We start from the raw sequence: 22,545 nt of genomic DNA, 5'->3' as shown, positions 1-22,545 counted from the left end.
CATGGCAGAGGAAAAAAAGGCACAACCAACGTTTGAAGAAAACCTTACAGCGCTTCAAGCAATCGTAACAAAATTGGAGCAAGGTGACGTACCGCTAGAAACAGCGTTAACTCAATTTCAACAAGGGGTTACGTTGAGTAAGCAGTTACAAGATACTTTGGACAATGCAGAAAAAACGTTGACCAAGATGATGAATGATAATGGTCAAGAGGTTGATTTTGAGGCTGCTCCCGATTCGGCAACAAATCATGAATAAACAATTACGTAGTTTCGAACAAGAATATGTGCCAAAAATCAATCGGTTGTTGGATGAAAAATTAGCAACCAGTGCTAATCAGTCGTTGCTAGGTCAAGCAATGGCTTATTCCGTTAAGGCCGGTGGCAAACGGTTACGACCATTACTGACGCTGGCAACAATAGTGAGTTTGAATAAAGAAATTACGGCAGCTGAAATGCAAGCAGCGGTGGCTGTCGAATTGTTACACACGTATTCGTTAATTCACGACGATTTGCCCGCGATGGATAATGATGATTTACGTCGTGGTCAAGCAACAAATCATAAAGTGTTTGGCGAGGATATTGCTATCTTGGCCGGTGACGGACTTCAAGCGTTGGCCTTTGACTGGCTAGCGACAGCACCGTTAGATGCTTCAATCACAATTCGTTTGGTGCAAAAGTTAGCTGTCGCAGCAGGGCCTAAAGGAATGGTTGCAGGTCAAGTAGAAGATGTTTCAACTACTGGCAAGCGGATCCCGTTGGATCAATTACAAGCGTTGCACAAACGTAAAACGGGTGCACTCTTGGAGTACGCGGTTATGGCGGGGGCCATCATGGGTCACGCAACGGCGGAACAATGTCAACATTTTGCTCGTTTCGGCGCAGCGTTTGGTTTGGCATTTCAAATTTATGATGATATTTTAGATGAAACTGCAACGGCTGAGCAGCTGGGCAAGACGCCCAATAAGGATGAGGTTGAGGGCAAAAACACCTATCCACGGTTGATTGGGTTACCTGCTGCACGGCAAGCGTTAAACGCCAGTATTGAGGATGCTCGGCAGGCTTGTGATGCGCTGTCAGACAGTGGTGCTGATGGAAACATTCTGAGCGCGTTCTTGAGCTATTTTGAGGGTTAGAAAGGGAAAAACACATGGAAAAACAACGTGTCGACATCCTGCTTGTTGAGCAGGGAGTATTCACGTCTCGTGAGCAGGCCAAACGGGCAGTAATGGCCGGTGAGGTGCTAGGAAAAAATGAAGAACGATTAGATAAACCGGGTGAGCGAATTCCAACAGATACGGAATTGCATATTAAAGGCGATCCGATGCCGTACGTGAGCCGAGGCGGTTTTAAACTAGCTAAAGCACTTAAAGTGTTTAACATTGATGTAACTGGCCAAACAGTGCTAGACATTGGTTCTTCCACGGGTGGTTTCACCGACGTTATGTTACAGAATGGTGCTGTCCGCTCATATGCGCTAGATGTTGGCAGCAATCAGTTGGTGTGGAAGTTACGCGAAGATCCGCGTGTCGTTGTTATGGAACATACGAATTTCCGTTATTCGAAACCTGCGGACTTTACCTTTGGTCGGCCAACATTTGCTAGTATTGACGTATCCTTTATTTCACTACATCTCATCTTGCCTAACTTGAAAACAATTTTGCAGCCTCAAGGCGAAGTGGTTGCGTTGATTAAACCACAATTCGAGGCAGGTAAAAATAACGTTGGTAAGCACGGCATTGTTAAAGACCCAAATGTGCATGAATCTGTTCTGAATGATATTGTCTCCTTTTCATTGGCAACAGGTTATTCTGTTACAGGACTGGATTTTTCACCAATTAAGGGTGGCGAAGGAAACATCGAGTTCTTAATCCATCTTGTGAACACAGACGGAGAGGGACAACTGTCGCCAAATGTGTCCGTGAAGGAAACGTTGACGTCAGCTTATGCCCAACTGAATCAAAAGTAGAGGGTGGATCGTTCATGAAAAAACGGGAACGGCAGGCAATCATTCGGCGCGTTATCGTTAATAATGCTGTTCATACACAGACAGAACTGGTGCTTTTGTTAGACCGAGAGGGACTTGATGTTACACAAGCGACAATCTCGCGAGATATCACTGAGATGCAATTGATTAAAGTGCCTGACGAAAATGGGCGCACGTATTACACATTTTCTAGCGACCGACCAATCGATGGTGAGAGTAAGTTGCGACGAAACTTAAATGGCAATGTTATTGATATGACCATTAATAATCAATTTTGTTTGCTTAATGTGCTGCCAGGAAACGGCCCGGTTATTGCTAGTTTAATCAAACAGATGAATTATGATGAGGTTTTTGGTGTGTTAAGCGATGACAGTACCGTTTTGATTATTGCCTCAACGATTGATCATGCTGTGCAAGTTCGTTCAAGACTCGCCGAGTTGGGTGCGGAATAAGTTAAGTTTTAGAAATGCCACGATAGGGTCCCTAAACGAGGGCTTAAGGAGCAAGGAATGCTACAGGAACTATCCATTAAGAACTTTGCAATTATTGAAAAATTGAATATTGCCTTTGATGATGGAATGAGTGTTCTGACTGGTGAAACAGGTGCAGGTAAATCCATCATTATTGACGCTGTTGGTTTACTGGCCGGTGGCCGCGCTTCCGTTGACTTTATTCGTAAAGGGGCAACCAAAGCGTCGATACAGGGATTATTCGTGCTACCAAAGTCTTCTGTCACTTTTGAAGTGTTGTCAGACCTTGGTATTGATCATGCTGATCAACAAGTGGTTATCGATCGAGAACTGAATAAAAACGGGCATAATACTAGTCGTGTTAATGGCACATTAGTTAATACCACCACCCTCAAACGCATTGGGGAGACAATGGTCGATATTCATGGTCAGAACGAACATCAAGAATTGATGCAGCCAGAAAAGCACTTGCAGTTGTTAGATGAGTATAGACCTAGCGCTTTAGCTAAGTTGAAGCAAACGTATACAGATAAATATGATGAATACCGGCGATTGCGTAAGCTGGCAATTGACAAACGTGACCACGCCCAAGAATGGGCGCAGCGAGTCGATATGTTGACATTTCAGGTGCAAGAAATTGAAGATGCCAATCTGTCGCCCGATGAAGAGGACACGTTGATTACAGAAAGAGACCGTTTGGCCAATTATCAAAAAATTGTGACAGCCTTAGAAAGCAGTCATGAAGCCATTGATGGTGGTGAAGATGGTTCAGCCTTGGATCGTATTGGTGTCGCAATGGCAGCTATGCAAGAAATCGCCACATTAGATCCTGAATATCAGGCATTGTCTGACACAATTGCGAGTGCCTACTATGGGCTTCAGGATGCAACTAATGGTCTTTCTTCACAACTTGATAATCAGGAGTTTGATGAAGGACGTTTAGACGAAATCGAAGCACGTCTGGAGGTTATTCACCAATTAAAGCGTAAGTATGGCGATTCTGTACCCAAGGTGTTGGCCTATTTCGATAAAATCAAAGTTGAATTGGATCGTATGCAGGGTGATCAGGATGATGATCAGACACTGATGACCCAGTTGAACAAGGCTAAGACTGCGGTGCAAAAAGCAGGCAATGAGCTTAGTGAAATGCGACAAAAATTGGCTAAGCAATTAGAGGAAGATGTTCACGAACAATTGAAAGCTCTCTATATGGAGAAGGCCGTTTTTAGTGTACGGTTTTTGAAACATGAAGAAACGCCATTTTTTACGACTGGGATTGATAACGTTGAATTCTATATTCAAACAAACCCTGGTGAAGATCCCAAGCCATTGGCCAAAACTGCCTCTGGCGGAGAACTTTCGCGGATGATGCTGGCGTTGAAGACGATTTTTTCTGAAAATCAAGGTGTGACAAGTATTATTTTTGATGAAGTGGATACTGGTGTTTCGGGGCGGGTTGCTCAGGCCATTGCTGAGAAAATTATGGTAATTGGTCGCCACTCTCAAGTTTTGTGCATCACTCACTTACCACAAGTTGCCGCGATTGCGGATCATCAATTTTATATTCAGAAGCAGATCAACAAGGGACGCACTAAGACCAGTGTTGATAAGTTGACAACTGCTAAACGGGTAACTGAACTAGCACGGATGCTGGCCGGCACGACTGTGACAAAATTGACAACTGAACACGCCTCAGAGTTGTTGAAAATGGCAGATGCAGAAAAAAAGCAGTTAGCTGAATCATAAGGTACAGTAGTTGGGCTGACGATATTTAAAATTAAACGAAAATAAAAAGCACTTGCGTTAACAGTTCCTGATCAGATACTCAGGAACTATTAACGCAAGTGTTTTATTTTATACAACTGGTGTAATGTCATTCTTCAAATCTGTAATCAATGGTCGCTAAGGTTTAAGCGACCATCAAGCCGAAACAGATTTGACGAATTTGTTCTGGTAAAACTAAATAAGTTTTGCCAGTTGCGTGATTGGTAATCGTCAGAATGTCTTGGTCCTGCCTAAGAGTACCAGTAACTGTCGTGAGTTTCTTGGCAAACGGGTTTGATGGTTGGTTTAACATGATTGAGACAACTGCATGCTGTTTAAGCGCACGATCAAGATGGGCAATAATCACGTCAGACGAAAACTGTGGATGACGTAGTGTATCGCCACGTTCCGCCGTGAAAAAGCTTCTAATACGCTGACCAAAAGAAAGACGACTATGGTGTGAAAGAACCGATGAATGGCGAATACTATGATGAAGTGTTGATTTTGTCATCACAGGGTTGATATAAGTATTTGGCATTAATTGTTCCATAGTCGTGGCCTCCGAAATTTCGTATCGCTCGTCATTAAGAAAACGACGAAAACAGTTGAATTTTTTTCTAACGTTCGACAATCTGTTCGTGATAGAGAACGTCTGTTTGACTATTTATATTATACGAACACGCGTTCAAAAATGCAAACATAAATTTCAATTCTGTTAACAAGCTTTTGTAAAGGGACACTTTTCACGCAAAAGTTTCTAAAACGGCGTATTTAGCGGCAAATGTCGTAGTTGAACGCTTGAAATTGACGCCAAAAAAGTGCAAAATAATTGTTAAATTCTTTTTTAGGTTATAGATGAAAGGAACGAAGCAGTCGATGCCGAAACGTGGAATGTTAATTGTTCTATCTGGTCCATCAGGGGTTGGTAAAGGAACAGTTCGGAAAGCAATGTTTGACCAGGGAGGAACTGATTTTCAGTACTCCATTTCAATGACTACCCGTCAGCCACGGGAAGGCGAGGTAAACGGGAAAGACTACTTTTTTGTGAGCAAAGAGACATTTGAGCACAACATTGAAACCGGTGAAATGCTTGAATATGCTCAGTATGTCGATAATTATTACGGAACACCAATGCAATATGTTAAGGATACCTTAGCTTCTGGAAAAGATGTTTTTCTTGAAATCGAGGTCAACGGTGCCATGCAAGTTCGTGAAAAGATGCCTGACGGTGTTTTTATATTCTTAACCCCACCTGATTTAATGGCATTGAAGCAACGGCTGGTTGGTCGTGGTACAGAAACCATGACAGTTATTAACGAACGCATTCACCAGGCTGTTACAGAAATTAAAATGATGCGGAACTATGATTACGCGGTCGTTAATGATAAAGTGGATCTTGCTGTTGATCGAATCCGCGAAATTATCAGAGCGGAGCGTTTGCGGGTGCCTAGGGTTTACCCAGACTATGCACAAATGTTAGAATCAAAGCAGGTTACCGAGACGGAAAATGGGAAGGACGCTTAAATTATGATTTTATATCCATCAGTAGATAAGCTTTTAAAGAAGGTTGACTCACGTTATTCACTGATTATGTTGGCTTCCAAACGTGCACATGAGTTAGACGCTGGCGCACAGGAATTATTGCCACATTATCAATCAGTTAAGTCTGTCGGCAAGGCGCTTGAAGAGGTTGAGGCTGGTGAAGTCACAATTGATCCTGACCACGAAGAAGACTTGGGTACTTCAACACCTAAACCAACTGTTCAATAATAGTGTTCTTTAAAAAGAGAGTTAAGCAACAAATCCAGTTTAAAAAATTAATCTTTATTACACGATGATTCTATTCCTAAATTGTAGGAATAGGGTCATTTTAGTTTCGGCTTCTATTAAATGATTGTTAGTACTGTCTGGTCCTTGAAAATTGGCGCTACTGCCATTTGAAACCTGATAAATAATAATCTAAGGCTAAGACTTCGGCTTTCGCTCACCGACAATTCACAAATAAGAGACTTCAAAAAATCTTGACTGGAGGGAGTCAAACAATGTCATTTTTTCCAGAATGCGCTATGCTTAAAGGGTAGTGAAAACGAGGGGGTTGTTCTCATGAACACGGAAATTAAAGCAGTTGTTTTTTTTGATTTAGATGGAACACTGTTTGATGATCAAAAAAATGTCCTGCCTGAAAGCATTGCTGCGATAAAGGAAATGCAGCAACACGATATTTTGCCAGTGATTGCAACTGGCCGTAACATCTTTGAGATTCAGGACGTATTGGACGAAACGGGCATTGACACGGTGGTCAGCGCCAATGGGTCGTACGTTCAGTATCGTGGTAAAGAGTTATTCCGCGAAGCAATTGATCAATCGCTTATCGAATCATTCACAGCGTTTGCAAATGAACAGGGTGACGCGGTTGCTTATTACAACAATGAAGGCTTTGCATTGACCAAGACAACGGATGATATCGTTAACAACTATAAGGCACTACGCTTGTCGATTACGGTGGATCCGGAATTCTACCTTAAGCATCCCATTAACTTTTTAAATGTTTTTAACCGTGACAAAGAAGATCTCTATAACGAGCATTTTGCCGGTCAATTAACCTTGGTACGAAATAATCCGGTCTGTTTGGATACCATGAAGAGTGGCGTTACCAAACGAAGCGGATTAGAAAAATTGCTTCAACAGGCTCATTTGGAAGGTATTCATACTTATGCTTTTGGGGATGAACTAAACGATCTTGAGATGTTTGCTAGCGTTGATACAGCCATTGTTATGGGAAACGGTAATCCCCGTGATAAAAAGGTCGCCGATTACATTACTACGACGAACACAACGGATGGAATTGTTAACGGCTTAAGGCACTATCAACTCATCGCGAGTAAATGATGCCGATAAAAAACATTCAGAAAGGGAGCAGCAGATTCATGAAGATTAAAATTCCAACTGAAAATGGGTACATTGGTGACCGTTATAGTCGTCATGCCCAACCGGATGAAATGTACGCAGGCCAACCAGTGATTTCATTTCCGATGACGTTCACTGATTTACCAGCAGGTACAAAAACCGTTGCTTGGACACTGTTAGATGATGACGCGATTCCCGTTTCAGGATTTACGTACATTCATTGGATTGGGGCTAATCTGTCTGCTGAGCACGCTGAACTTAAAGAGGATGCCAGTCGCCGTGAAGGTGAAGCCTTTGTTCAAGGCAATAATAGTACGGCAGGTGGCCTGATCCACCAAACGGATCCGGCAATTACACGGCATTACGTTGGTCCAACGCCGCCAAATGGTGATCATGTCTATACGGTCACGGGGTACGCTTTAGATACCACATTGCCACTGCAAAATGGTTATTGGTTAAATGAGTTTTATCGGGCAATTAAGGGGCATGTTTTAGAGACTACCAAGACAACGTTTCTTGGGCGTTCTTAATAGGTGCAGTTTTTGTTTTATGTTCTAAGATAATCAAAAAACGACTTATCGATTATGAAATCGGTAAGTCGTTTTTGAAACTTATTATCCTGTATTAATTTGAGTCGATTAATTGTCCATTTGTGCTTTGATATTATCAAGAGTTAATGCACTAGTGTCAGCAAAAATAACATTAGCAGCACTTAGTTCTTGCTTATCGCCAATTCCAATCGAGGTTTCGTTAGCGGCATTGATACTGGCTACTCCGGCCGCAGCATCTTCCACACCAGCACAAACAGATGGATCTAAGCCAAGAATTTCTGCGCCCCGGGTGTAGATTTCTGGATCAGGCTTGCCCTTACTCAAGGTAGCAGGGTCAACAATTTTGGTAAAGTAGTCGGACAAACCGATATGACCTAAAATTGTTGGTGCATTTTTTGAAGCAGAAGCCAAGGAAATCTGGTAACCGTTGGCAATCAAATCATCTAAAAACTCCTTAATACCAGGGAAGACGTCATTAGGTGTCATGTTTTTGATGAGTGACAGATAATTGTCGTTTTTCTTTGTTGCATAGGCAACTTTTTCTTCAGGGGTATAGTCATTTTCTTTACCGCCGGCTTTTAAAATCATTTCCAAGGAATCCATTCGGGAAACGCCTTTTAAGCCATTAGCTAGTTCTTCGGTCCAGGTCACACCAAGTTCGTCAGCTAGTTGATGCCACGCTTGTCCGTGGTACTTTGCTGTACCAGTAATTACGCCATCCAAATCAAAAATAAATCCCTTTAAATCCGCAAACTTTGTCATTAATAAAACCTCCGCAAATAATTTTTAATTTTGATGATTCGTTTGAACACCTGCAATTAATTTTTTAATTGCAAGGGTTTGTCCGGTGTAACTGAGAACTCTTGCCCGCGAACCGTGAGTTTAGCTGGCTTATCTACAGTCACATGAATGTTACTGTGGGTGAGATCAAACTTGTATAGTACACCCTTAAAGCGTTCACTAAATGCGAGACGGTGCCAATCTTCTGGTAAGTGTGGATCAACAGCTAATTCAGATTCGAATTCATTGACACCACCATAGTTACGCAATTCTAGCATTAAAACGGCACCCATAACGCCGAGGTGAATACCTTCAGCAGTTGTTCCACCCTGAATGTCATAGTAGTCAGAACGCAAAGCGGTGTTGAAGAAAGCAAATGACTGATCCATGTTGCCGTCGATCAGACTTAATTCTGAATAGACGATCCTTGATAAGGTTGATCCGTGAGTGGTTCTTGCCAAGTAGTATTCGATGTTCTTAGTGAGATATTCACCTGGCATTTTATAACCCAAGGTTTTCAGAACATTATCAATCGTGTTAAAGCTTAGGTTATAGTAAGCCATTAAGGCATCCGCTTGTTTGGCAACCTGATAAGAATCGGGTGATTTGCCTTCCGCTTTTAACAACCGGTCAACTCGCGAAATGTTACCATACTTTTTACGGTATTTTTCAAAATCGAGCGTTGGCAATTTAAAGTAGCCAGCAAACTGACCGATAATCCCATCTTTATTGATGTCCAATGCTAAATGATGAGCGATGTCATCAAAATGATTGAAATCATCATCGTTAAGTCCGACTTTGGTTGTGACCGTTGACCAGTCCTTTGCTGGCATTGCCTTATGAATGTTGGCTAAAGTTGTAAACAGCCAACTTACCATGATATTGGTGTAGGCATTGTCTGTTAGGCCAGGCTCATCGGCATTAGGATAGTTTTCGTGGAACTCGTCTGGGCCCATGACATTTTTAATATCATAACGACCGTTGTCATTTTTAACGGCCTTACTGGACCAGAAGTGGGCAATTTCAAGCAACATTTCCAGACCATATTTGGTCATGAACTCGGTGTCATTAGTTGAGTGGTAATAAAGCCAAACGTTGTAGGCAATAGCTAATGAAACATGGCGTTGCAAACGACTGTTGTCGGGATCGAATTTGCCACTGTCGGGATTAAAGTGAAGCAGTTGCGACTGTTCATCCCCGAATTGCGCCGACTGCCAAGGATACATAGCGCCGTCATAATGTTCAGCAGCCGCATTTTGCTTAGCAGCGTCCAAACGTTTGTAGCGGTACATGAGCAATTGGCGGGTGAGGGATGGCGTGTGCAAGGTGTAGTAAGGCAGGATGAATAATTCGTCCCAGAATACGTGACCCCGGTAAGCTTCCCCATGGAGCCCACGAGCCCCGACAGAGGCGTCTAAATGCGGATTACTGATTGGGGAAGCAGATACGAATAAGTGATAAATGTTAACTCGTGTTAACTTTTGGGCAGTCAAATCCCCGTCAATCTGAATATCACTGTCTTGCCAAACTTCGTTCCAGAAGCTGGCGTTTTGTTGCACGATACCGCTAAAGGTGGCACCGTCTAATTCTGATGTAACGGCGTTATTTAAATCATCCTTGGTTTCCAAGGATGTGTTGATAGCAACCGCTTTTTCAATAACATAAGTCGTGCCAGTTTGTGCTTGGAACGAGAAGTTTTGTTCGAGGACGTCATCGGTAACGCTTTCATTTATCTTTGTTGATGGCGTTATTTCTTGACTTGAAAGGCGACTGCCAATTGAAAAAGCAACCTTGGAAGTTTTGGTTTGACCGCTGAGCATAGCATCTGAGCCATTAATGGTGGTTTCGGTGACGTCGAAATGACGACCATCGAACGATTTGTAACGGTCTACATTGGCGTTAGTAACGCTACCATCGATTCTTGAGAAAACGGTGACAGTACCTTCAAAGTTCATGGGTGTGATTTCATAACGGATGGCAAAACGGTGCCACTGATTCATATCGGCGACCCGTTGTGCACAGATTTTGAGCAAGTGGCCAGTTGGTAAGGATACCAACATTGTTGTGGTGAGCACACCTGTATGTAAATCTAATGAACGGTAAATGTCAGAAATGTTTTCTTTTTTGACGGTAAACGGTTCTTGATGATCGATGCTAAAGGATAGGTACTGGGCGTTTGGCAAGTTAACTAAATCTTCGTTTACCACGTCACGACCATTGATTTTGGTGGTTAGCTGATTGTATAAACCGGCAACATACATGCCAGGGTAATTGTCAACATCTGCATTAGCTGCCAAATATGCGCCCCGTAAACCATAATAGCCATTACCGATGGTGAGCATTGCTTCTTGACCGTAATTACGTTTGGCTGCATATTCGCCGTAGTAGTCAAGGTGCCATTGATTGTATTGACGCTTGTTTTCAATGGCTTCGGCTAAGCCATTACGATTAGCCGTTTCTTGACTGACAACGGGGATGTTCAGCATGTTGGACAATGCTAGACCCATGTCGATTCGCTGGTGATTGACCCCAATAATGGTATCTGAAAAATCATATTCCAACGGATTTTCAATCAGTGCGGCATCGAAATCGATGCCGGCCAGTTTTTCACGAATCTTTTCAAGATTTTCACCAATGGGCACATCAGGATCGCACACAATGGTAATTGTTTTTGTCGCATTTGTTTTTCCGTTTGGTACGTAGGAGAGCTCAAAGGCGTCATCGAGGACGCGGACTGAAAACGTACGCATATTGCCTTACCCCCTAAAAAGTATGTGATGTAAATACATCTACTATTATCGTAAATTTAATTTTGCGACTTCTCAACCTTAATGTCTTATTTCATTGAAAAAAGTGCGTTTATTATGATCAAGTTTGTTTGACGGGTGAAATGTTGATCAAAGTTGTCTGTGTTAAATGTGCAACACAAACTATTACGCGGCATTTGACCGTAAAATCGCTGGTTGTACGGTTTTTTGTTAGTGAAATGATCATCCAGGACTGCACCTCATATTATGATGCATTAAATCGGCATCTTGAAACGGCATAGTACTTGTCATGTCTGGTACAATTGGAAAAGACAAAAACACATTGAAACTCAAAAATTGGGATTAAGACTAGCAATTACTAGCAATGATCAGAAAGGAACGCGTGATGACAAAAATTGCACAGGTAATTGTGGATGTGCCAACAATGCAAACGAACCGACCTTATTCTTATTTAATTCCAGATTCGTTGACGGATGCGGTTCAGCCCGGAATGCGCGTTGCCGTTCCGTTTGGACAAGGTCACCGCGAAGTCGGTGGCATGGTTGTTGCCGTGAGCGACACAGGCACTCTAGATGAGACTTTCAGTGGCAAACTTAAACCACTGGGCGCTTTATTAGATTTAGCACCCGTATTAAATGAAGAGTTACTATCGTTAAGTGACTGGATGGCTCAACATACGTTTGCATTTCGTATCTCAACTATTCAAACGATGCTCCCGGCAGCCTTAAAGACTAAGAGTCATAAGTTTCTCGTTGCTGATGCATCAATTGATGATCCTCAGTTAGCCTCATTATTTGATGATCAACGGCGGTTGGATTTTACGGCAGCTTCGTTAACTGATGAACAAACAGACGCATTGGCAAAGTTACAACAGCGGCAGATTATTCATGCTGAGTATCAGGTTGCTGACCGTGCTCGTGTCAAAACAGCCACATGGGTGAAATCATCATTATCAACAACCGAGATTGAAACAGCGCGAAAGGATGTCCGTCCGAATGCAATTAAGCAATTGCGGGTGTTGACTAGGTTAATGGATTTGCAAGAAGCACGTCCCTTACAGGATGTACTCGCAGATGAACGATTAACACGTGCTGATTTTACGGCCGCCGCAAAGAAAGGGTGGGTTGAATTAAGTGAACGCGAGGTTTATCGCGATCCATACGCTGATCATCAAATTGCTAAGACGGCGCCACTAACCTTGCAACCTGACCAACAGAGTGCCGTTAATGCCATAACTGACGCGATTGATGCCCATGATCCTAAAACGTTCTTGTTACAAGGTGTCACTGGTTCTGGAAAAACCGAAGTTTATCTGCAAAGCATCGCCGCCGCATTGGCTCAACACAAGACCGCACTGATGTTAGTTCCCGAAATTGCGCTAACGCCACAAATGGTAAACCGGGTGAAAGGTCGTTTTGGACATCAGGTAGCAGTGCTCCATAGTGGTTTAAGCGCTGGCGAAAAGTATGATGAATGGCGCCGTATTGAACGACATGAAGCAGCCGTCGTGGTTGGCGCCCGTTCGGCGGCGTTTGCACCATTGACAAATATTGGTCTGATTGTGATGGATGAAGAACATGAAACCAGTTATAAACAAGAAGATAATCCCCGCTATCACGCCCGCGATGTGTTGTTATGGCGCGCTCAGCGTCATCATGCCCCGGTGGTTTTGGGATCAGCGACGCCATCGCTAGAAAGTCGCGCGCGTGCCGAACGTCACGTATATACCCGATTGGCATTGCCACACCGGATCAACCAGCAGCCATTGCCACCAGTAAAAATCATTGACATGCGTGAGCAACTTAAAGCGCATACGGAAAGTAACTTTTCTACGCCTTTGCTAGAAGCGTTAAAAGTTCGGCTGGAACGACATGAACAAAGTGTGTTAATGCTAAATCGACGCGGCTTTTCTTCCTTTGTGATGTGTCGCGATTGTGGCTTTGTTTTAAAATGTCCAAACTGTGATATCTCGCTAGTATTGCACATGGATAGTCACACAATGAAATGTCATTACTGTGGTCATGAGGAGCCAATTCCGCGAATTTGTCCAAATTGTCACAGCAAACGCATCAGCTATTATGGCTCTGGTACCGAAAAAGTTGCTGCGGAGTTAAATAGTTTGCTACCAGATGCACGGATTATTCGGATGGACGTTGATACGACGCGTCGCAAGGGGATGCATGAAAAGCTTCTCAATTCATTTGGGCAACACAAAGCAGATATCTTGCTGGGTACGCAAATGATTGCCAAGGGACTAGACTACCCGGATGTGACACTGGTGGGCGTACTCAATGCGGATACTGCGTTGGGACTGCCAGATTTCCGTTCAAGCGAACGGACCTTTCAATTGTTGACACAGGTCAGCGGTCGTGCCGGCCGGGCTGACAAGCCGGGTGAAGTCTTGATTCAAACGTTTAATCCGGATCATTACGCCATTCAATTGGCTAAAACACAGGATTACGAACGATTCTTCCGGGTGGAAATGGGGATTCGTCATATGGGTAATTATCCACCATACTTTTTCACGGCCTTGATAACCGCCAGTGACAAAGACGAGGGTGTTGCCGCTAAGAAAATGTTTGAATTGAGCGATCAGCTTAAACAGACTTTGTCACCGGATACAATTATCTTAGGACCAACTCCACGACCAATTGCCCGCATCAAAAATCGTTATTACTATCAAATTGTTTTAAAATATAAGCGAGAGCCTAAACTGCAGTCGGTTTTGGATGGCATTTTGGACGATGCGCAGCGTGAGCAACGTAATGGTCTGCAGGTTGCTATCGATATGGAACCGCAGAGCTTTATTTAAATGGCGGGCCCAGGATTGGGTAATTTCGAATAATAAAGATGAGGTATAAGGAGCAAATTCATGACAAAAATTGTATTTATGGGAACACCGGCGTTTTCTACACCAATTTTGGAATCATTGATTGAAAAATATGATGTTGCTGCAGTGATGACACAGCCAGATCGGCCAGTTGGCCGGAAACATGTTTTAACACCATCACCGGTTAAAAAAGTGGCCTTGGCCCACAATATTGAAGTTCTTCAGCCGGAGAAAGTAAGTAAGTCACCGGAAATGCAACGGGTGATTGACATTGCGCCTGATTTTATCGTCACGGCCGCATTCGGTCAGTTCCTGCCGACAAAACTATTGAAGGCGGCTAAGATAGCGGCTGTCAACGTCCATGCTTCATTGCTGCCGCTTTATCGTGGCGGCGCCCCAGTCCACTATGCCATCATGAACGGTGATGAAGAAACGGGTGTGTCCATTATGTACATGATTCGTCAGATGGATGCTGGTAACGTCATTTCACAAGTTAAGTGTCCAATTACTCAAGCGGATGATACAGGGTCGATGTTTGACAAACTGAGTCTGGCGGGCCGGGATTTGTTATTAAAAACGTTGCCGACTTTAATCGATGGTCCAGTTGAGGGGATTAAACAAGACGAACGAGCAGTCACATTTTCACCTAACATTTCACGAGCTCAAGAAGAAATTGACTGGACGCATACGGCCAGTGAAATTGATTGGCAAGTACGTGGCTTGCGGCCGTTTCCGACTGCCTATGTAGTCATGGATAATGTTCGAACAAAGATCTTGGATGTCACAGTATTAGCTGATCAACAGACGACTCAGATGCCAGGAACGGTCGTGAGCCGAACCAAGCACGAATTAGACGTTGCTGCTGGTCAGGGGACGGTTCTAAGAATCAATCGCTTGCAACCAGCGGGCCATCCGCAAATGGCGATTACTGATTTTCTGAACGGTGCGGACACGCAGTTTGAGGTTGGTAAACAAATCATGAAAATGAAGTTTGGAGCGACAAATTAATGGCAACAAAGCTTAAAAGTCAGTCTGATCACGTTAGCAAACAGGTGAATGCAGAAACAAATCCACGTTTTGTCGCCGTCTCAGTGCTCGAAAACGTAGCTAAGGGCGGTTACTCAAATCTAAGTTTAAATGCGTCATTGGACGATGCTCAGTTATCGGCAGTGGACGCAGGTTTATGTACAGAAATTGTCTATGGCGTTTTACAGCACCAAATGACACTGGATTTTTGGCTAAAGCCGTTTATTAAACAACCAGCCAAGGTTAAACCGTGGGTTCTTATACTACTTAGAACAGCCTTGTTTCAAATGCAATATTTGGACAAGGTGCCAACTCGTGCTGTTTTTGATGAAACCATTCAGATTGCCAAACAACGTGGGCATGAAGGTATTCGTCGGTTTGTGACAGGTGTTTTGCACGCGGCTGATCGACATGGCTTTGCAGATTTAGCAACAATTAAGGACCCGTTGACGCGCTTGAGTACGACTTATAGCGTGCCAATGCCATGGGTCCAGCAGATGCGCAAAACAGTTGGTGATGATAAGACAAGGCAGATTTTAGCCAGTATTAATCAGCCAGCGTTTCAGTCCGTTAGATTAAATCCAGCGCTTGGAGAGCGACAGGCACTTTTGCCACAGCTTACTGCGGCGGATTTAAAATGGACGGACAGTGAAGTCAGCGGAGAAGGGTTAAGAATCAACGCTGGTCATCCCGCAGGTACACCACCCTTTAATGAGGGGCTTATTACGATTCAAGACGAAAGCGCGATGCTACCTGTTGAGGCTTTGGCTCCGCAACCTGGCGATGCTGTCTTGGACGCATGCGCTGCCCCAGGCGGAAAGACAACACAAATTGCCGCTCAGCTGAATCCATCGAAGGGTGGGCATGTCACGGCACTGGATTTACATGCGCATAAAGTGGCACTGATTGAAGCAAATGCGCGTCGGATGCAGGTTGCAGACAGAGTAACGGCGGAACAGTTGGACGCTAGAAAGTCGGCTCAACAGTTTGGCGATGAAGCATTTGACCGAATCTTGGTCGATGCACCATGTTCGGGATTGGGACTGTTGCGTCGAAAACCAGAAATTCGTTATGCAAAGACACTTGCGGATAGCAAACAACTTCAGCAGATTCAGTTAGCAATTCTTGATGCAGTAGCACCGACGCTGAAGAAAAACGGTATACTAGTTTACAGTACTTGTACCATTTTGAAACAAGAAAACGATGACGTGGCAACTGCGTTTGTCAAAGCACATTCAGACTTTGAACTTGTACCAGTGGAGACAGTTCATCATCTGAAAGAAAATCGGTCAACACCTTGGTTGACCATTTATCCCGATGATTTTGGCTCCGATGGGTTCTTTGTTTGTGCATTTAGAAAACGTCACGACAACGATTAGGTGATTGGCTTATGGAAGTAGCATATCTGTCAGATATTGGGCGGCAACGAGAAAGCAACCAAGACTATGTCGGCATGTTTCGGAATCAATCGGGACTTGAATTTGCCATTGTGGCGGACGGCATTGGTGGTCATCAGGGTGGTGATGTGGCCTCAACAATGGCCGTTTCACACATGGGCAGTCGGTTTGAGGACACCTCTTTCACTGACCCCGGAACTGCGGCCAAGTGGCTGTCTAGCGAGGCCCAACAAGAAAATGACACCATTATTGAAAAAGCACATCAATATCAAGATTTAAACGGCATGGGAACCACCATCGTTGTTGCGATCATTTTTCAACGACAATTTTTGTTAGCCAACATTGGGGATTCACGTGGTTATTTACTGCGTAATGCACAGCTTGCTCAATTAACTGAAGACCATTCATTAGTTAATGAGCTGGTCAAGTTGGGACAGATCAGTGAAGAAGATGCGCGCACTCATCCCGAGAAAAATATTATTACGCGGACACTGGGCATCAATGACGAAGCAGATATTGATATTAATTTGTATCACGCTCAACCGCACGATGTGGTTATGCTTTGTTCTGATGGGCTGACCAATATGGTGACAGATGCCCAAATACAGGCGGTCTTGCAGAGAAATCTGACGTTGCAGGAGAAGTGTCAACAGTTGATTGATTTGGCAAACGAGGCTGGTGGCAAAGACAACATCACGGTATTACTGATTTCAGCCGAGGGTGAGGTGACTGCCTCATGAGGCCGAACTACACATTAGCGGGTCGTTACCGAATCATTCGTCCGCTAGGTGAAGGCGGGATGGCCGATGTCTATCTGGCACATGACCTGATTTTGGATCGGGATGTATCCGTTAAGTTATTACGTTTGGACTTACGCGATGATCCTTCTACGGAACGGCGCTTCCAACGCGAAGCGATGGCCGCAAGTGAACTCGTGTCACCACATATTGTGAGCGTGTACGACGTTGGTGAAGATAACGGAATGCAGTATCTGGTCATGGAATATGTGTCCGGAACTGACTTGAAAATGTATATTCGCAATCATTTTCCGATTCCTTATCCGACCGTTGTCAATCTCATGCAACAAATTTTGGATGGCGTTCGCATTGCTCATGAGCATGGTATTATTCACCGTGATTTAAAACCGCAAAACGTGTTGGTGGATCAGTCTGGCCAGTTAAAAATCTCGGATTTCGGGATTGCGGTAATTAGCAGCGAGTCTTCGATGACACAGACTAATACCGTGTTAGGATCGGTTCATTATTTGTCCCCTGAGCAGGCGCGTGGTGGCATGGCTAGCAAAAAGAGTGACATTTATTCATTGGGGATTATTCTCTATGAGATGTTAACCGGCAGTGTACCATTTGAAGGCGAAACGGCTGTGTCGATTGCGTTGAAGCACTCGCAGAGCAACATGCCATCGGTCCGCGATTATGACTCCAGAATTCCGCAACCGTTAGAAAATGTTATTCTTCACGCCACGGCAAAAAATCCCTCAGATCGTTACGTATCTGTTCAGGCCATGGCCAACGATTTAGCAACGGCGTTGTCACCAGAACGGCGTGACGAAAAACGATTTGAACCGCGAATTGTCGACGACGGTGCCACTAAGGTGATTCCAGTTGATCAAATATTGGCAGCGAGCAATCAACAACGTGCTGATAGTCAAATTTCGCGTCAGGAACCGTCTTCCGCAGCTGCCGAAGTGGCGGATACACCAAGTCGAAAATCGCCTGCACGAGCCCGCAAGCTATTCGGGTGGTTGTTTGGCGTTGCTGTCGTCTTAATATTGGGTGTTTTAGCGTGGATCTGGTTGATCCCTGGTCAGGTAACGGTGCCCAACGTCGCAGGGATGACGCCAGTTAAAGCAGCCAAGGTGTTGAAACACAACCAGTTGCGTTTGGGCAAGCAAACTAAGGCAACTAGTGAACGGCGTGCCAAGGGTGAAATTATCAAGGCTACGCCGGCAATTGGTTCACAGGCAAAGCAGCAGGCAAAGGTCAACGTGATCGTCAGTTCAGGACGGCCAAAGATTAGTGTCGACGATTATACCGGTGAACGGTATACGACAGCTGTGCGCCAATTAAAGAAGCTGGGTTTAACAGCAGCACGTGTTGATGAATATACGGCTGACGCGGCTAACGGGGTCATTGTTGATCAAGATGTCGTGCCAGGCGACACGGTTTATCGTCACAGCACCATAACGTTTACTGTTAGCAGTGGGTCTTCTCATGGCTCAACGGTTAAACGCTATAAAATGCCAAACTTTGCTGGTGATAAGCAGACTGAGGTGCAGCAGTGGGCAGAAGACCATAGTGTGACTGTCACGTTTAGTGATGAAACATCGACAACGGTCGCTCAGGGTAAAATTATTCGCCAGGCACCGACGTCTGGCAGCATGATTTCAGCCGGTCAAACGTTCGCAGCCGTAGTGTCATCTGGACCAGCGTTGCATAATTTCCATGTCAATCTCACAATTCCGTACAAAGCACCAAGTAATGATCCAACCGGAACGAATGATATTAAAATTTATATCAAGGATCACGACAAGAAATTAACGGATGTGTATCAGCAGTTACAAATTTCATCAGATACAGATGTTTCGCTGCCATTTACAACAACGACCAATGGTGAAGGCGAATACGTCATTAAGCGTGATGGTCATACAATTATGGCGGATCATAGCGTAACCTCAGGAAATTAGGAGAAGTCTATGAAGGGACAAATTCATCAGTTGTTGGCCGGTTTTTATGACGTTCAGACAGCTGATGGCCAGTTATACAGAACGCGAGCTCGTGGTAATTTTCGCAAACGGAAAGTGAGTCCCATGGTTGGCGATTTTGTTGAATTTAGCGCAGAGGCCGGTTCAGACGGTTACATTTTAAGTATTGATGATCGACGAAATGCTATAGTCCGGCCCCCAGTTAGCAACATTGATCAGGCTGTCGTCGTGACTGCGGCCACGGAGCCAACCTTTTCGAGTAACTTACTGGATCGTCAGTTGGTCGCACTCGAGAGTCAGCATATTCATTCCATTATTTATTTCACAAAAACAGATTTATTAACTGGTGATCAGCGAGAGCATTTTGCACCACTCATTGCTGGTTATAAAGCGATTGGTTACGATGTTTTCTTTAGCCAGCAGGCGTTTTCAGATACCGATTTAAACGGGTTACGCGATTGTTTTAAGGACAAGTTAACTGTTTTTATGGGCCAAACAGGTGCAGGAAAATCGACTTTACTCAACCATTTGTCACCAGAGCTAGACTTGGCAACGGGTGAAATTTCACAGGTTCTGAATCGTGGGAAACACACAACTCGTAAAGTTGGCTTGTTAAGTGTCGGTGATGGCTTAGTCGCGGATACACCTGGTTTTTCATCGTATGAAGACTTCAATATGGATGCTCGTGAATTAGGGCAGTACTTTCCTGAGTTGCAGGCACTCTCACCATCCTGTCGTTTTCGCGGCTGTCAGCACATTAATGAACCAGGTTGTGCAGTTAAGGCTGCCGTGGACGCAGGCGAGGTCATGAAAAGCCGATATGAGAATTATTTACAGTTTCACCAGTTGATTGCCGACCAGAAACCACGGTATGATAAGGGTCGGAAATAAAAATTTGGAGGAAGATTTTATGATTAAGGTAGCCCCATCGATTTTAAGTGCAGATTTTGTTAATTTTGAACGTGACATTAAGATGGTTGAAAAAAACGGTGCTGACTTGTTACACGTCGACATTATGGATGGTATGTTCGTACCTAACATGTCATTTGGCTGGACAACAGTTGCAGCCATTCGTCCAATTACTAACTTGTTCTTGGATGTTCACATGATGGTTCAAAATCCTGAACGGTACGTTGACCAGTTTGCTAAAGCAGGTGCTGATTTAATTGGTGTTCACGTTGAAGCAACTTCTCATATTCACCGTGCACTTCAAATGATCCATAACGATGGCGTTAAGGCTGAAGTTGTGATCAACCCAGGCACGCCTGTTAGCCAAATTGAACCATTATTGCCATTTGTCGATCAAGTATTGGTAATGACGGTTAATCCTGGTTTTGGTGGTCAAAAGTTCTTGCCACAAATGATCGAAAAGATTCAACTTTTGGATGATTTGAAGAAGGACAAGGGTTACGACTTTGACATCGAAATCGATGGTGGTGTTAACGACAAGACAGTTGTTGACTGCTACAAAGCAGGTGCGACAGTTGCTGTTGCTGGTTCGTTTGTATACGGTGCTGATGATCCTGCAGCTGCAATTGCATCTATTCATAATGCAACGCGCTAATTGATGAGGGCAATTCAAACATGGTAAAGACAAGTGGGACACCTCAAAGCCTTGAACGACTCAATATTTTAGTTGGCGGTCCCCAATCTGAGTGGCCAGATGACTTGGTCAGAGGAGCGGTTAGTGGCCCATGGATTGGTGTTGACCGTGGTGCAATAAGGCTATTACAACTTGGGATAACCCCGTTAATTGCGCTTGGCGATTTTGATTCCTCAACTGACGAGGAGTTTGGACGTGTACGCAAGGCAGTTAGTGATCTTCGTCAAGTCGGTTCTGCAAAAGATGAAACAGATACGCAAATGGGTGTTTCAGTAGCTATGACCGAGTTTGACGCTCATGAAATTGTTGTGTACGGTGCTACCGGTGGCCGCCTTGATCACTTGTTAGCTAATGTATTTTTGCCATTAGAACCACGGTACCGAGCAGTCGTCAATCGGCTCACGTACGTTGATCGCCAGAATACGATGCGTTTTTATGTACCAGGAACTTATCAATTACAACGGGAATTAGATAAGCGCTATTTGGCGTTTGTCACGTTTGGCCCTGTTCGACAATTAACGCTTCCAGATGAACGTTATCATCTGGATCATGCCGATATCACGCGACCGGTTTCATTTGCCAGCAATGAATTTGTGGGCGACACAGCGTCATTTTCATTTACCAGCGGTATCGTTGGCGTTATTCAAAGTCGCGATTTAAAAGATAATCGTGCGGAACGATATGATTTAAATGCTTAAATCACAGATGGTGCTGGTTAGTTGTCATTTAAATTCATAAAAAAAGTTGATTGCCAGATTTGGTAATCAACTTTTTTAGTAATGTGAATTTTTTTGAACATTGATTAAAGTGATTGTGAGATGCTTTGTTCTGACTTGGTTTTTATAAGGTACATTTTCAAAGAGAAGCGGGGCATCTTATTGAAACCAAAGAAAAAACGCCAGTCAATTGACTGACGCTATCGTGTTTAATTAAACACGAGTCACTTTTCCTGATTTTAATGTCCGGGCAGAAACCCAAACACGCTTCGGCTTGCCATCAACTAAGATGCGAACCTTTTGCAGGTTAGCCTTCCAGCTACGACGGCTGCTGTTTAAGGCGTGGGAACGGTTGTTACCAAAATGTGTCCGTTTGCCAGTAATAAAATCTTTAGCCATTGTTCATCCCTCCTTATCGGATTTCCAAAGGGAACCTCTTTTTTCTCACCTAAGTAATTTACCATATGCTGTTAGCGAATGCAATATAAAATGCCAAGGAAAAATACTTGACACCTTAAATTGCCGTCCAGACGCTTAAACAACACTCTAGACTTTTTTCAAGGACCGTTTTATGATAGCATGATTGAAGATTGCATGATGAACTCTTTATCTAAGAGTGAGTTAAATAGTTGAGGAGGCCTATTCATGGCTGTTAAGATCAAAACGCAATTTGGCACTATCGATATTAATAACGATGTCATTGCCACGGTCGTTGGTGGCGCCGCAACCGACAACTATGGTGTTGTCGGAATGGCATCTAAAAACCAACTGCGTGATAACGTAAACGAAATTTTACGACGTGATAATTATTCACGTGGCGTCGTTGTTCGCCAAGAAGATAATGGTGTGGCCATTGATGTGTACATCGTGGTTGGCTATGGCACCAAGATTTCTGAAGTATCTAAAAATGTACAACAAAAGGTTCGTTACAACTTGGATAGTATGCTTGGAATTGCAGCTAACTCCGTGAATGTCACGGTTCAAGGTGTTCGAGTACTTGCAGACTAGACGATTTTTTGTAACGAAG

General features: G+C 43.9%; 22 protein-coding genes. 18 read left to right on the top strand and 4 right to left on the bottom strand.

Annotated elements, in window-relative coordinates:
- The first annotated feature begins 1 nt into the window (after position 1).
- The 5 genes from GB993_RS04590 to recN are packed head-to-tail and all read left to right on the top strand — an operon-like array spanning position 2 to position 4,200.
- Positions 2 to 256, top strand: coding sequence for an exodeoxyribonuclease VII small subunit (locus tag GB993_RS04590; protein WP_161003271.1), 255 nt, complete (start codon positions 2 to 4; stop codon positions 254 to 256).
- Complete coding sequence (locus GB993_RS04585; RefSeq protein ID WP_161003270.1) at positions 249 to 1,133, top strand: polyprenyl synthetase family protein; 885 nt, start codon at positions 249 to 251, stop codon at positions 1,131 to 1,133. The genes GB993_RS04590 and GB993_RS04585 overlap by 8 nt, the downstream gene beginning before the upstream one ends.
- Positions 1,134 to 1,147: 14 nt before the next feature.
- Positions 1,148 to 1,966 (top strand): TlyA family RNA methyltransferase, encoded by an 819-nt coding sequence (locus tag GB993_RS04580; protein WP_161003269.1) that lies wholly within the window; start codon positions 1,148 to 1,150, stop codon positions 1,964 to 1,966.
- Positions 1,967 to 1,980: 14 nt separating this feature from the next.
- Complete coding sequence (locus GB993_RS04575; protein ID WP_161003268.1) at positions 1,981 to 2,436, top strand: arginine repressor; 456 nt, start codon at positions 1,981 to 1,983, stop codon at positions 2,434 to 2,436.
- 57 nt (positions 2,437 to 2,493) lie between these two features.
- Entirely contained in the window at positions 2,494 to 4,200 is a 1,707-nt protein-coding gene (recN, locus tag GB993_RS04570) for a DNA repair protein RecN (protein ID WP_161003267.1), read from the top strand.
- A 163-nt stretch (positions 4,201 to 4,363) separates the two neighbouring features.
- On the opposite strand, the gene GB993_RS04565 is transcribed toward recN, so the two are convergent.
- Complete coding sequence (locus GB993_RS04565; RefSeq protein WP_161001423.1) at positions 4,364 to 4,768, bottom strand: hypothetical protein; 405 nt, start codon at positions 4,766 to 4,768, stop codon at positions 4,364 to 4,366.
- Between the two features lie 326 nt (positions 4,769 to 5,094).
- Here GB993_RS04565 and gmk point away from each other — a divergent pair, with 326 nt between their 5' ends.
- From gmk to GB993_RS04545, 4 genes are all read left to right on the top strand, one after another.
- Positions 5,095 to 5,742, top strand: a complete 648-nt coding sequence (gmk, locus tag GB993_RS04560; protein WP_017261771.1) for a guanylate kinase — start codon at positions 5,095 to 5,097, stop codon at positions 5,740 to 5,742.
- Positions 5,743 to 5,745: 3 nt separating this feature from the next.
- Positions 5,746 to 5,988 carry a DNA-directed RNA polymerase subunit omega gene (rpoZ, locus tag GB993_RS04555; protein ID WP_017261772.1) on the top strand — a complete coding sequence of 81 codons (243 nt, stop codon included), beginning with the start codon at positions 5,746 to 5,748 and terminating at the stop codon, positions 5,986 to 5,988.
- Positions 5,989 to 6,321: 333 nt separating this feature from the next.
- Positions 6,322 to 7,107, top strand: a complete 786-nt coding sequence (locus GB993_RS04550) for a Cof-type HAD-IIB family hydrolase (protein WP_161003266.1) — start codon at positions 6,322 to 6,324, stop codon at positions 7,105 to 7,107.
- Between the two features lie 38 nt (positions 7,108 to 7,145).
- A complete protein-coding gene (locus tag GB993_RS04545; RefSeq protein WP_161003265.1) occupies positions 7,146 to 7,655 on the top strand; it encodes a YbhB/YbcL family Raf kinase inhibitor-like protein in 510 nt (169 codons plus the stop codon).
- 108 nt (positions 7,656 to 7,763) lie between these two features.
- On the opposite strand, the gene pgmB is transcribed toward GB993_RS04545, so the two are convergent.
- Together pgmB and GB993_RS04535 are read right to left on the bottom strand one after the other, a co-directional pair.
- Positions 7,764 to 8,438: a beta-phosphoglucomutase gene (gene pgmB, locus GB993_RS04540; RefSeq protein WP_017261775.1), complete on the bottom strand. Its 675-nt coding sequence runs from the start codon at positions 8,436 to 8,438 to the stop codon at positions 7,764 to 7,766.
- A gap of 56 nt (positions 8,439 to 8,494) precedes the next feature.
- Positions 8,495 to 11,206 carry a glycoside hydrolase family 65 protein gene (locus GB993_RS04535; protein WP_161003264.1) on the bottom strand — a complete coding sequence of 904 codons (2,712 nt, stop codon included), beginning with the start codon at positions 11,204 to 11,206 and terminating at the stop codon, positions 8,495 to 8,497.
- Positions 11,207 to 11,609: 403 nt separating this feature from the next.
- Here GB993_RS04535 and priA point away from each other — a divergent pair, with 403 nt between their 5' ends.
- The 8 genes from priA to GB993_RS04495 are packed head-to-tail and all read left to right on the top strand — an operon-like array spanning position 11,610 to position 21,500.
- Positions 11,610 to 14,036, top strand: a complete 2,427-nt coding sequence (priA, locus tag GB993_RS04530) for a primosomal protein N' (RefSeq protein WP_161003263.1) — start codon at positions 11,610 to 11,612, stop codon at positions 14,034 to 14,036.
- Positions 14,037 to 14,096: 60 nt separating this feature from the next.
- Positions 14,097 to 15,062, top strand: a complete 966-nt coding sequence (gene fmt / locus GB993_RS04525; protein WP_161003262.1) for a methionyl-tRNA formyltransferase — start codon at positions 14,097 to 14,099, stop codon at positions 15,060 to 15,062.
- A complete protein-coding gene (gene rsmB, locus GB993_RS04520) occupies positions 15,062 to 16,459 on the top strand; it encodes a 16S rRNA (cytosine(967)-C(5))-methyltransferase RsmB (protein ID WP_161003261.1) in 1,398 nt (465 codons plus the stop codon). The genes fmt and rsmB overlap by 1 nt, the downstream gene beginning before the upstream one ends.
- Before the next feature lie 11 nt (positions 16,460 to 16,470).
- Complete coding sequence (locus tag GB993_RS04515) at positions 16,471 to 17,217, top strand: Stp1/IreP family PP2C-type Ser/Thr phosphatase (RefSeq protein WP_017261780.1); 747 nt, start codon at positions 16,471 to 16,473, stop codon at positions 17,215 to 17,217.
- Positions 17,214 to 19,181 carry a Stk1 family PASTA domain-containing Ser/Thr kinase gene (gene pknB / locus GB993_RS04510; protein WP_161003260.1) on the top strand — a complete coding sequence of 656 codons (1,968 nt, stop codon included), beginning with the start codon at positions 17,214 to 17,216 and terminating at the stop codon, positions 19,179 to 19,181. The genes GB993_RS04515 and pknB overlap by 4 nt, the downstream gene beginning before the upstream one ends.
- 9 nt (positions 19,182 to 19,190) lie before the next feature.
- Positions 19,191 to 20,090, top strand: coding sequence for a ribosome small subunit-dependent GTPase A (gene rsgA / locus GB993_RS04505; RefSeq protein ID WP_161003259.1), 900 nt, complete (start codon positions 19,191 to 19,193; stop codon positions 20,088 to 20,090).
- A 19-nt stretch (positions 20,091 to 20,109) separates the two neighbouring features.
- Positions 20,110 to 20,763 carry a ribulose-phosphate 3-epimerase gene (rpe, locus tag GB993_RS04500; RefSeq protein WP_017261783.1) on the top strand — a complete coding sequence of 218 codons (654 nt, stop codon included), beginning with the start codon at positions 20,110 to 20,112 and terminating at the stop codon, positions 20,761 to 20,763.
- A gap of 20 nt (positions 20,764 to 20,783) precedes the next feature.
- On the top strand, positions 20,784 to 21,500 hold the full coding sequence (locus GB993_RS04495; protein WP_161003258.1) for a thiamine diphosphokinase: 717 nt from the start codon (positions 20,784 to 20,786) through the stop codon (positions 21,498 to 21,500).
- Between the two features lie 231 nt (positions 21,501 to 21,731).
- On the opposite strand, the gene rpmB is transcribed toward GB993_RS04495, so the two are convergent.
- Entirely contained in the window at positions 21,732 to 21,917 is a 186-nt protein-coding gene (gene rpmB / locus GB993_RS04490) for a 50S ribosomal protein L28 (RefSeq protein ID WP_017261785.1), read from the bottom strand.
- A 246-nt stretch (positions 21,918 to 22,163) separates the two neighbouring features.
- Between rpmB and GB993_RS04485 the strand changes: the two genes are divergently transcribed.
- Complete coding sequence (locus GB993_RS04485) at positions 22,164 to 22,526, top strand: Asp23/Gls24 family envelope stress response protein (protein WP_161003257.1); 363 nt, start codon at positions 22,164 to 22,166, stop codon at positions 22,524 to 22,526.
- The last annotated feature ends 19 nt before the right edge of the window (positions 22,527 to 22,545 follow it).

It is taken from the genome of Furfurilactobacillus milii (assembly GCF_009864005.1).
GTDB lineage: Bacteria > Bacillota > Bacilli > Lactobacillales > Lactobacillaceae > Furfurilactobacillus > Furfurilactobacillus rossiae_B.
The sequence above is the reverse complement of the archived record's forward strand: the minus strand, read 5'-3'. Positions and strand labels throughout refer to the sequence as shown.

Bases quoted from the DNA above. Each gene is read 5' to 3' on its own strand.
- GB993_RS04580 (WP_161003269.1), top strand. From the start codon at position 1,148: ATGGAAAAACAACGTGTCGACATCCTGCTTGTTGAGCAGGGAGTATTC.
- rpoZ (WP_017261772.1), top strand. From the start codon at position 5,746: ATGATTTTATATCCATCAGTAGATAAGCTTTTAAAGAAGGTTGACTCA.
- GB993_RS04550 (WP_161003266.1), top strand. From the start codon at position 6,322: ATGAACACGGAAATTAAAGCAGTTGTTTTTTTTGATTTAGATGGAACA.
- pgmB (WP_017261775.1), bottom strand. From the start codon at position 8,438: ATGACAAAGTTTGCGGATTTAAAGGGATTTATTTTTGATTTGGATGGC.
- priA (WP_161003263.1), top strand. From the start codon at position 11,610: ATGACAAAAATTGCACAGGTAATTGTGGATGTGCCAACAATGCAAACG.
- gmk (WP_017261771.1), top strand. From the start codon at position 5,095: ATGCCGAAACGTGGAATGTTAATTGTTCTATCTGGTCCATCAGGGGTT.
- rpmB (WP_017261785.1), bottom strand. From the start codon at position 21,917: ATGGCTAAAGATTTTATTACTGGCAAACGGACACATTTTGGTAACAAC.
- pknB (WP_161003260.1), top strand. From the start codon at position 17,214: ATGAGGCCGAACTACACATTAGCGGGTCGTTACCGAATCATTCGTCCG.
- GB993_RS04590 (WP_161003271.1), top strand. From the start codon at position 2: ATGGCAGAGGAAAAAAAGGCACAACCAACGTTTGAAGAAAACCTTACA.
- rpe (WP_017261783.1), top strand. From the start codon at position 20,110: ATGATTAAGGTAGCCCCATCGATTTTAAGTGCAGATTTTGTTAATTTT.
- GB993_RS04565 (WP_161001423.1), bottom strand. From the start codon at position 4,768: ATGGAACAATTAATGCCAAATACTTATATCAACCCTGTGATGACAAAA.
- GB993_RS04495 (WP_161003258.1), top strand. From the start codon at position 20,784: ATGGTAAAGACAAGTGGGACACCTCAAAGCCTTGAACGACTCAATATT.
- rsgA (WP_161003259.1), top strand. From the start codon at position 19,191: ATGAAGGGACAAATTCATCAGTTGTTGGCCGGTTTTTATGACGTTCAG.
- GB993_RS04575 (WP_161003268.1), top strand. From the start codon at position 1,981: ATGAAAAAACGGGAACGGCAGGCAATCATTCGGCGCGTTATCGTTAAT.
- GB993_RS04515 (WP_017261780.1), top strand. From the start codon at position 16,471: ATGGAAGTAGCATATCTGTCAGATATTGGGCGGCAACGAGAAAGCAAC.
- rsmB (WP_161003261.1), top strand. From the start codon at position 15,062: ATGGCAACAAAGCTTAAAAGTCAGTCTGATCACGTTAGCAAACAGGTG.
- GB993_RS04485 (WP_161003257.1), top strand. From the start codon at position 22,164: ATGGCTGTTAAGATCAAAACGCAATTTGGCACTATCGATATTAATAAC.
- GB993_RS04545 (WP_161003265.1), top strand. From the start codon at position 7,146: ATGAAGATTAAAATTCCAACTGAAAATGGGTACATTGGTGACCGTTAT.
- GB993_RS04585 (WP_161003270.1), top strand. From the start codon at position 249: ATGAATAAACAATTACGTAGTTTCGAACAAGAATATGTGCCAAAAATC.
- GB993_RS04535 (WP_161003264.1), bottom strand. From the start codon at position 11,206: ATGCGTACGTTTTCAGTCCGCGTCCTCGATGACGCCTTTGAGCTCTCC.
- recN (WP_161003267.1), top strand. From the start codon at position 2,494: ATGCTACAGGAACTATCCATTAAGAACTTTGCAATTATTGAAAAATTG.
- fmt (WP_161003262.1), top strand. From the start codon at position 14,097: ATGACAAAAATTGTATTTATGGGAACACCGGCGTTTTCTACACCAATT.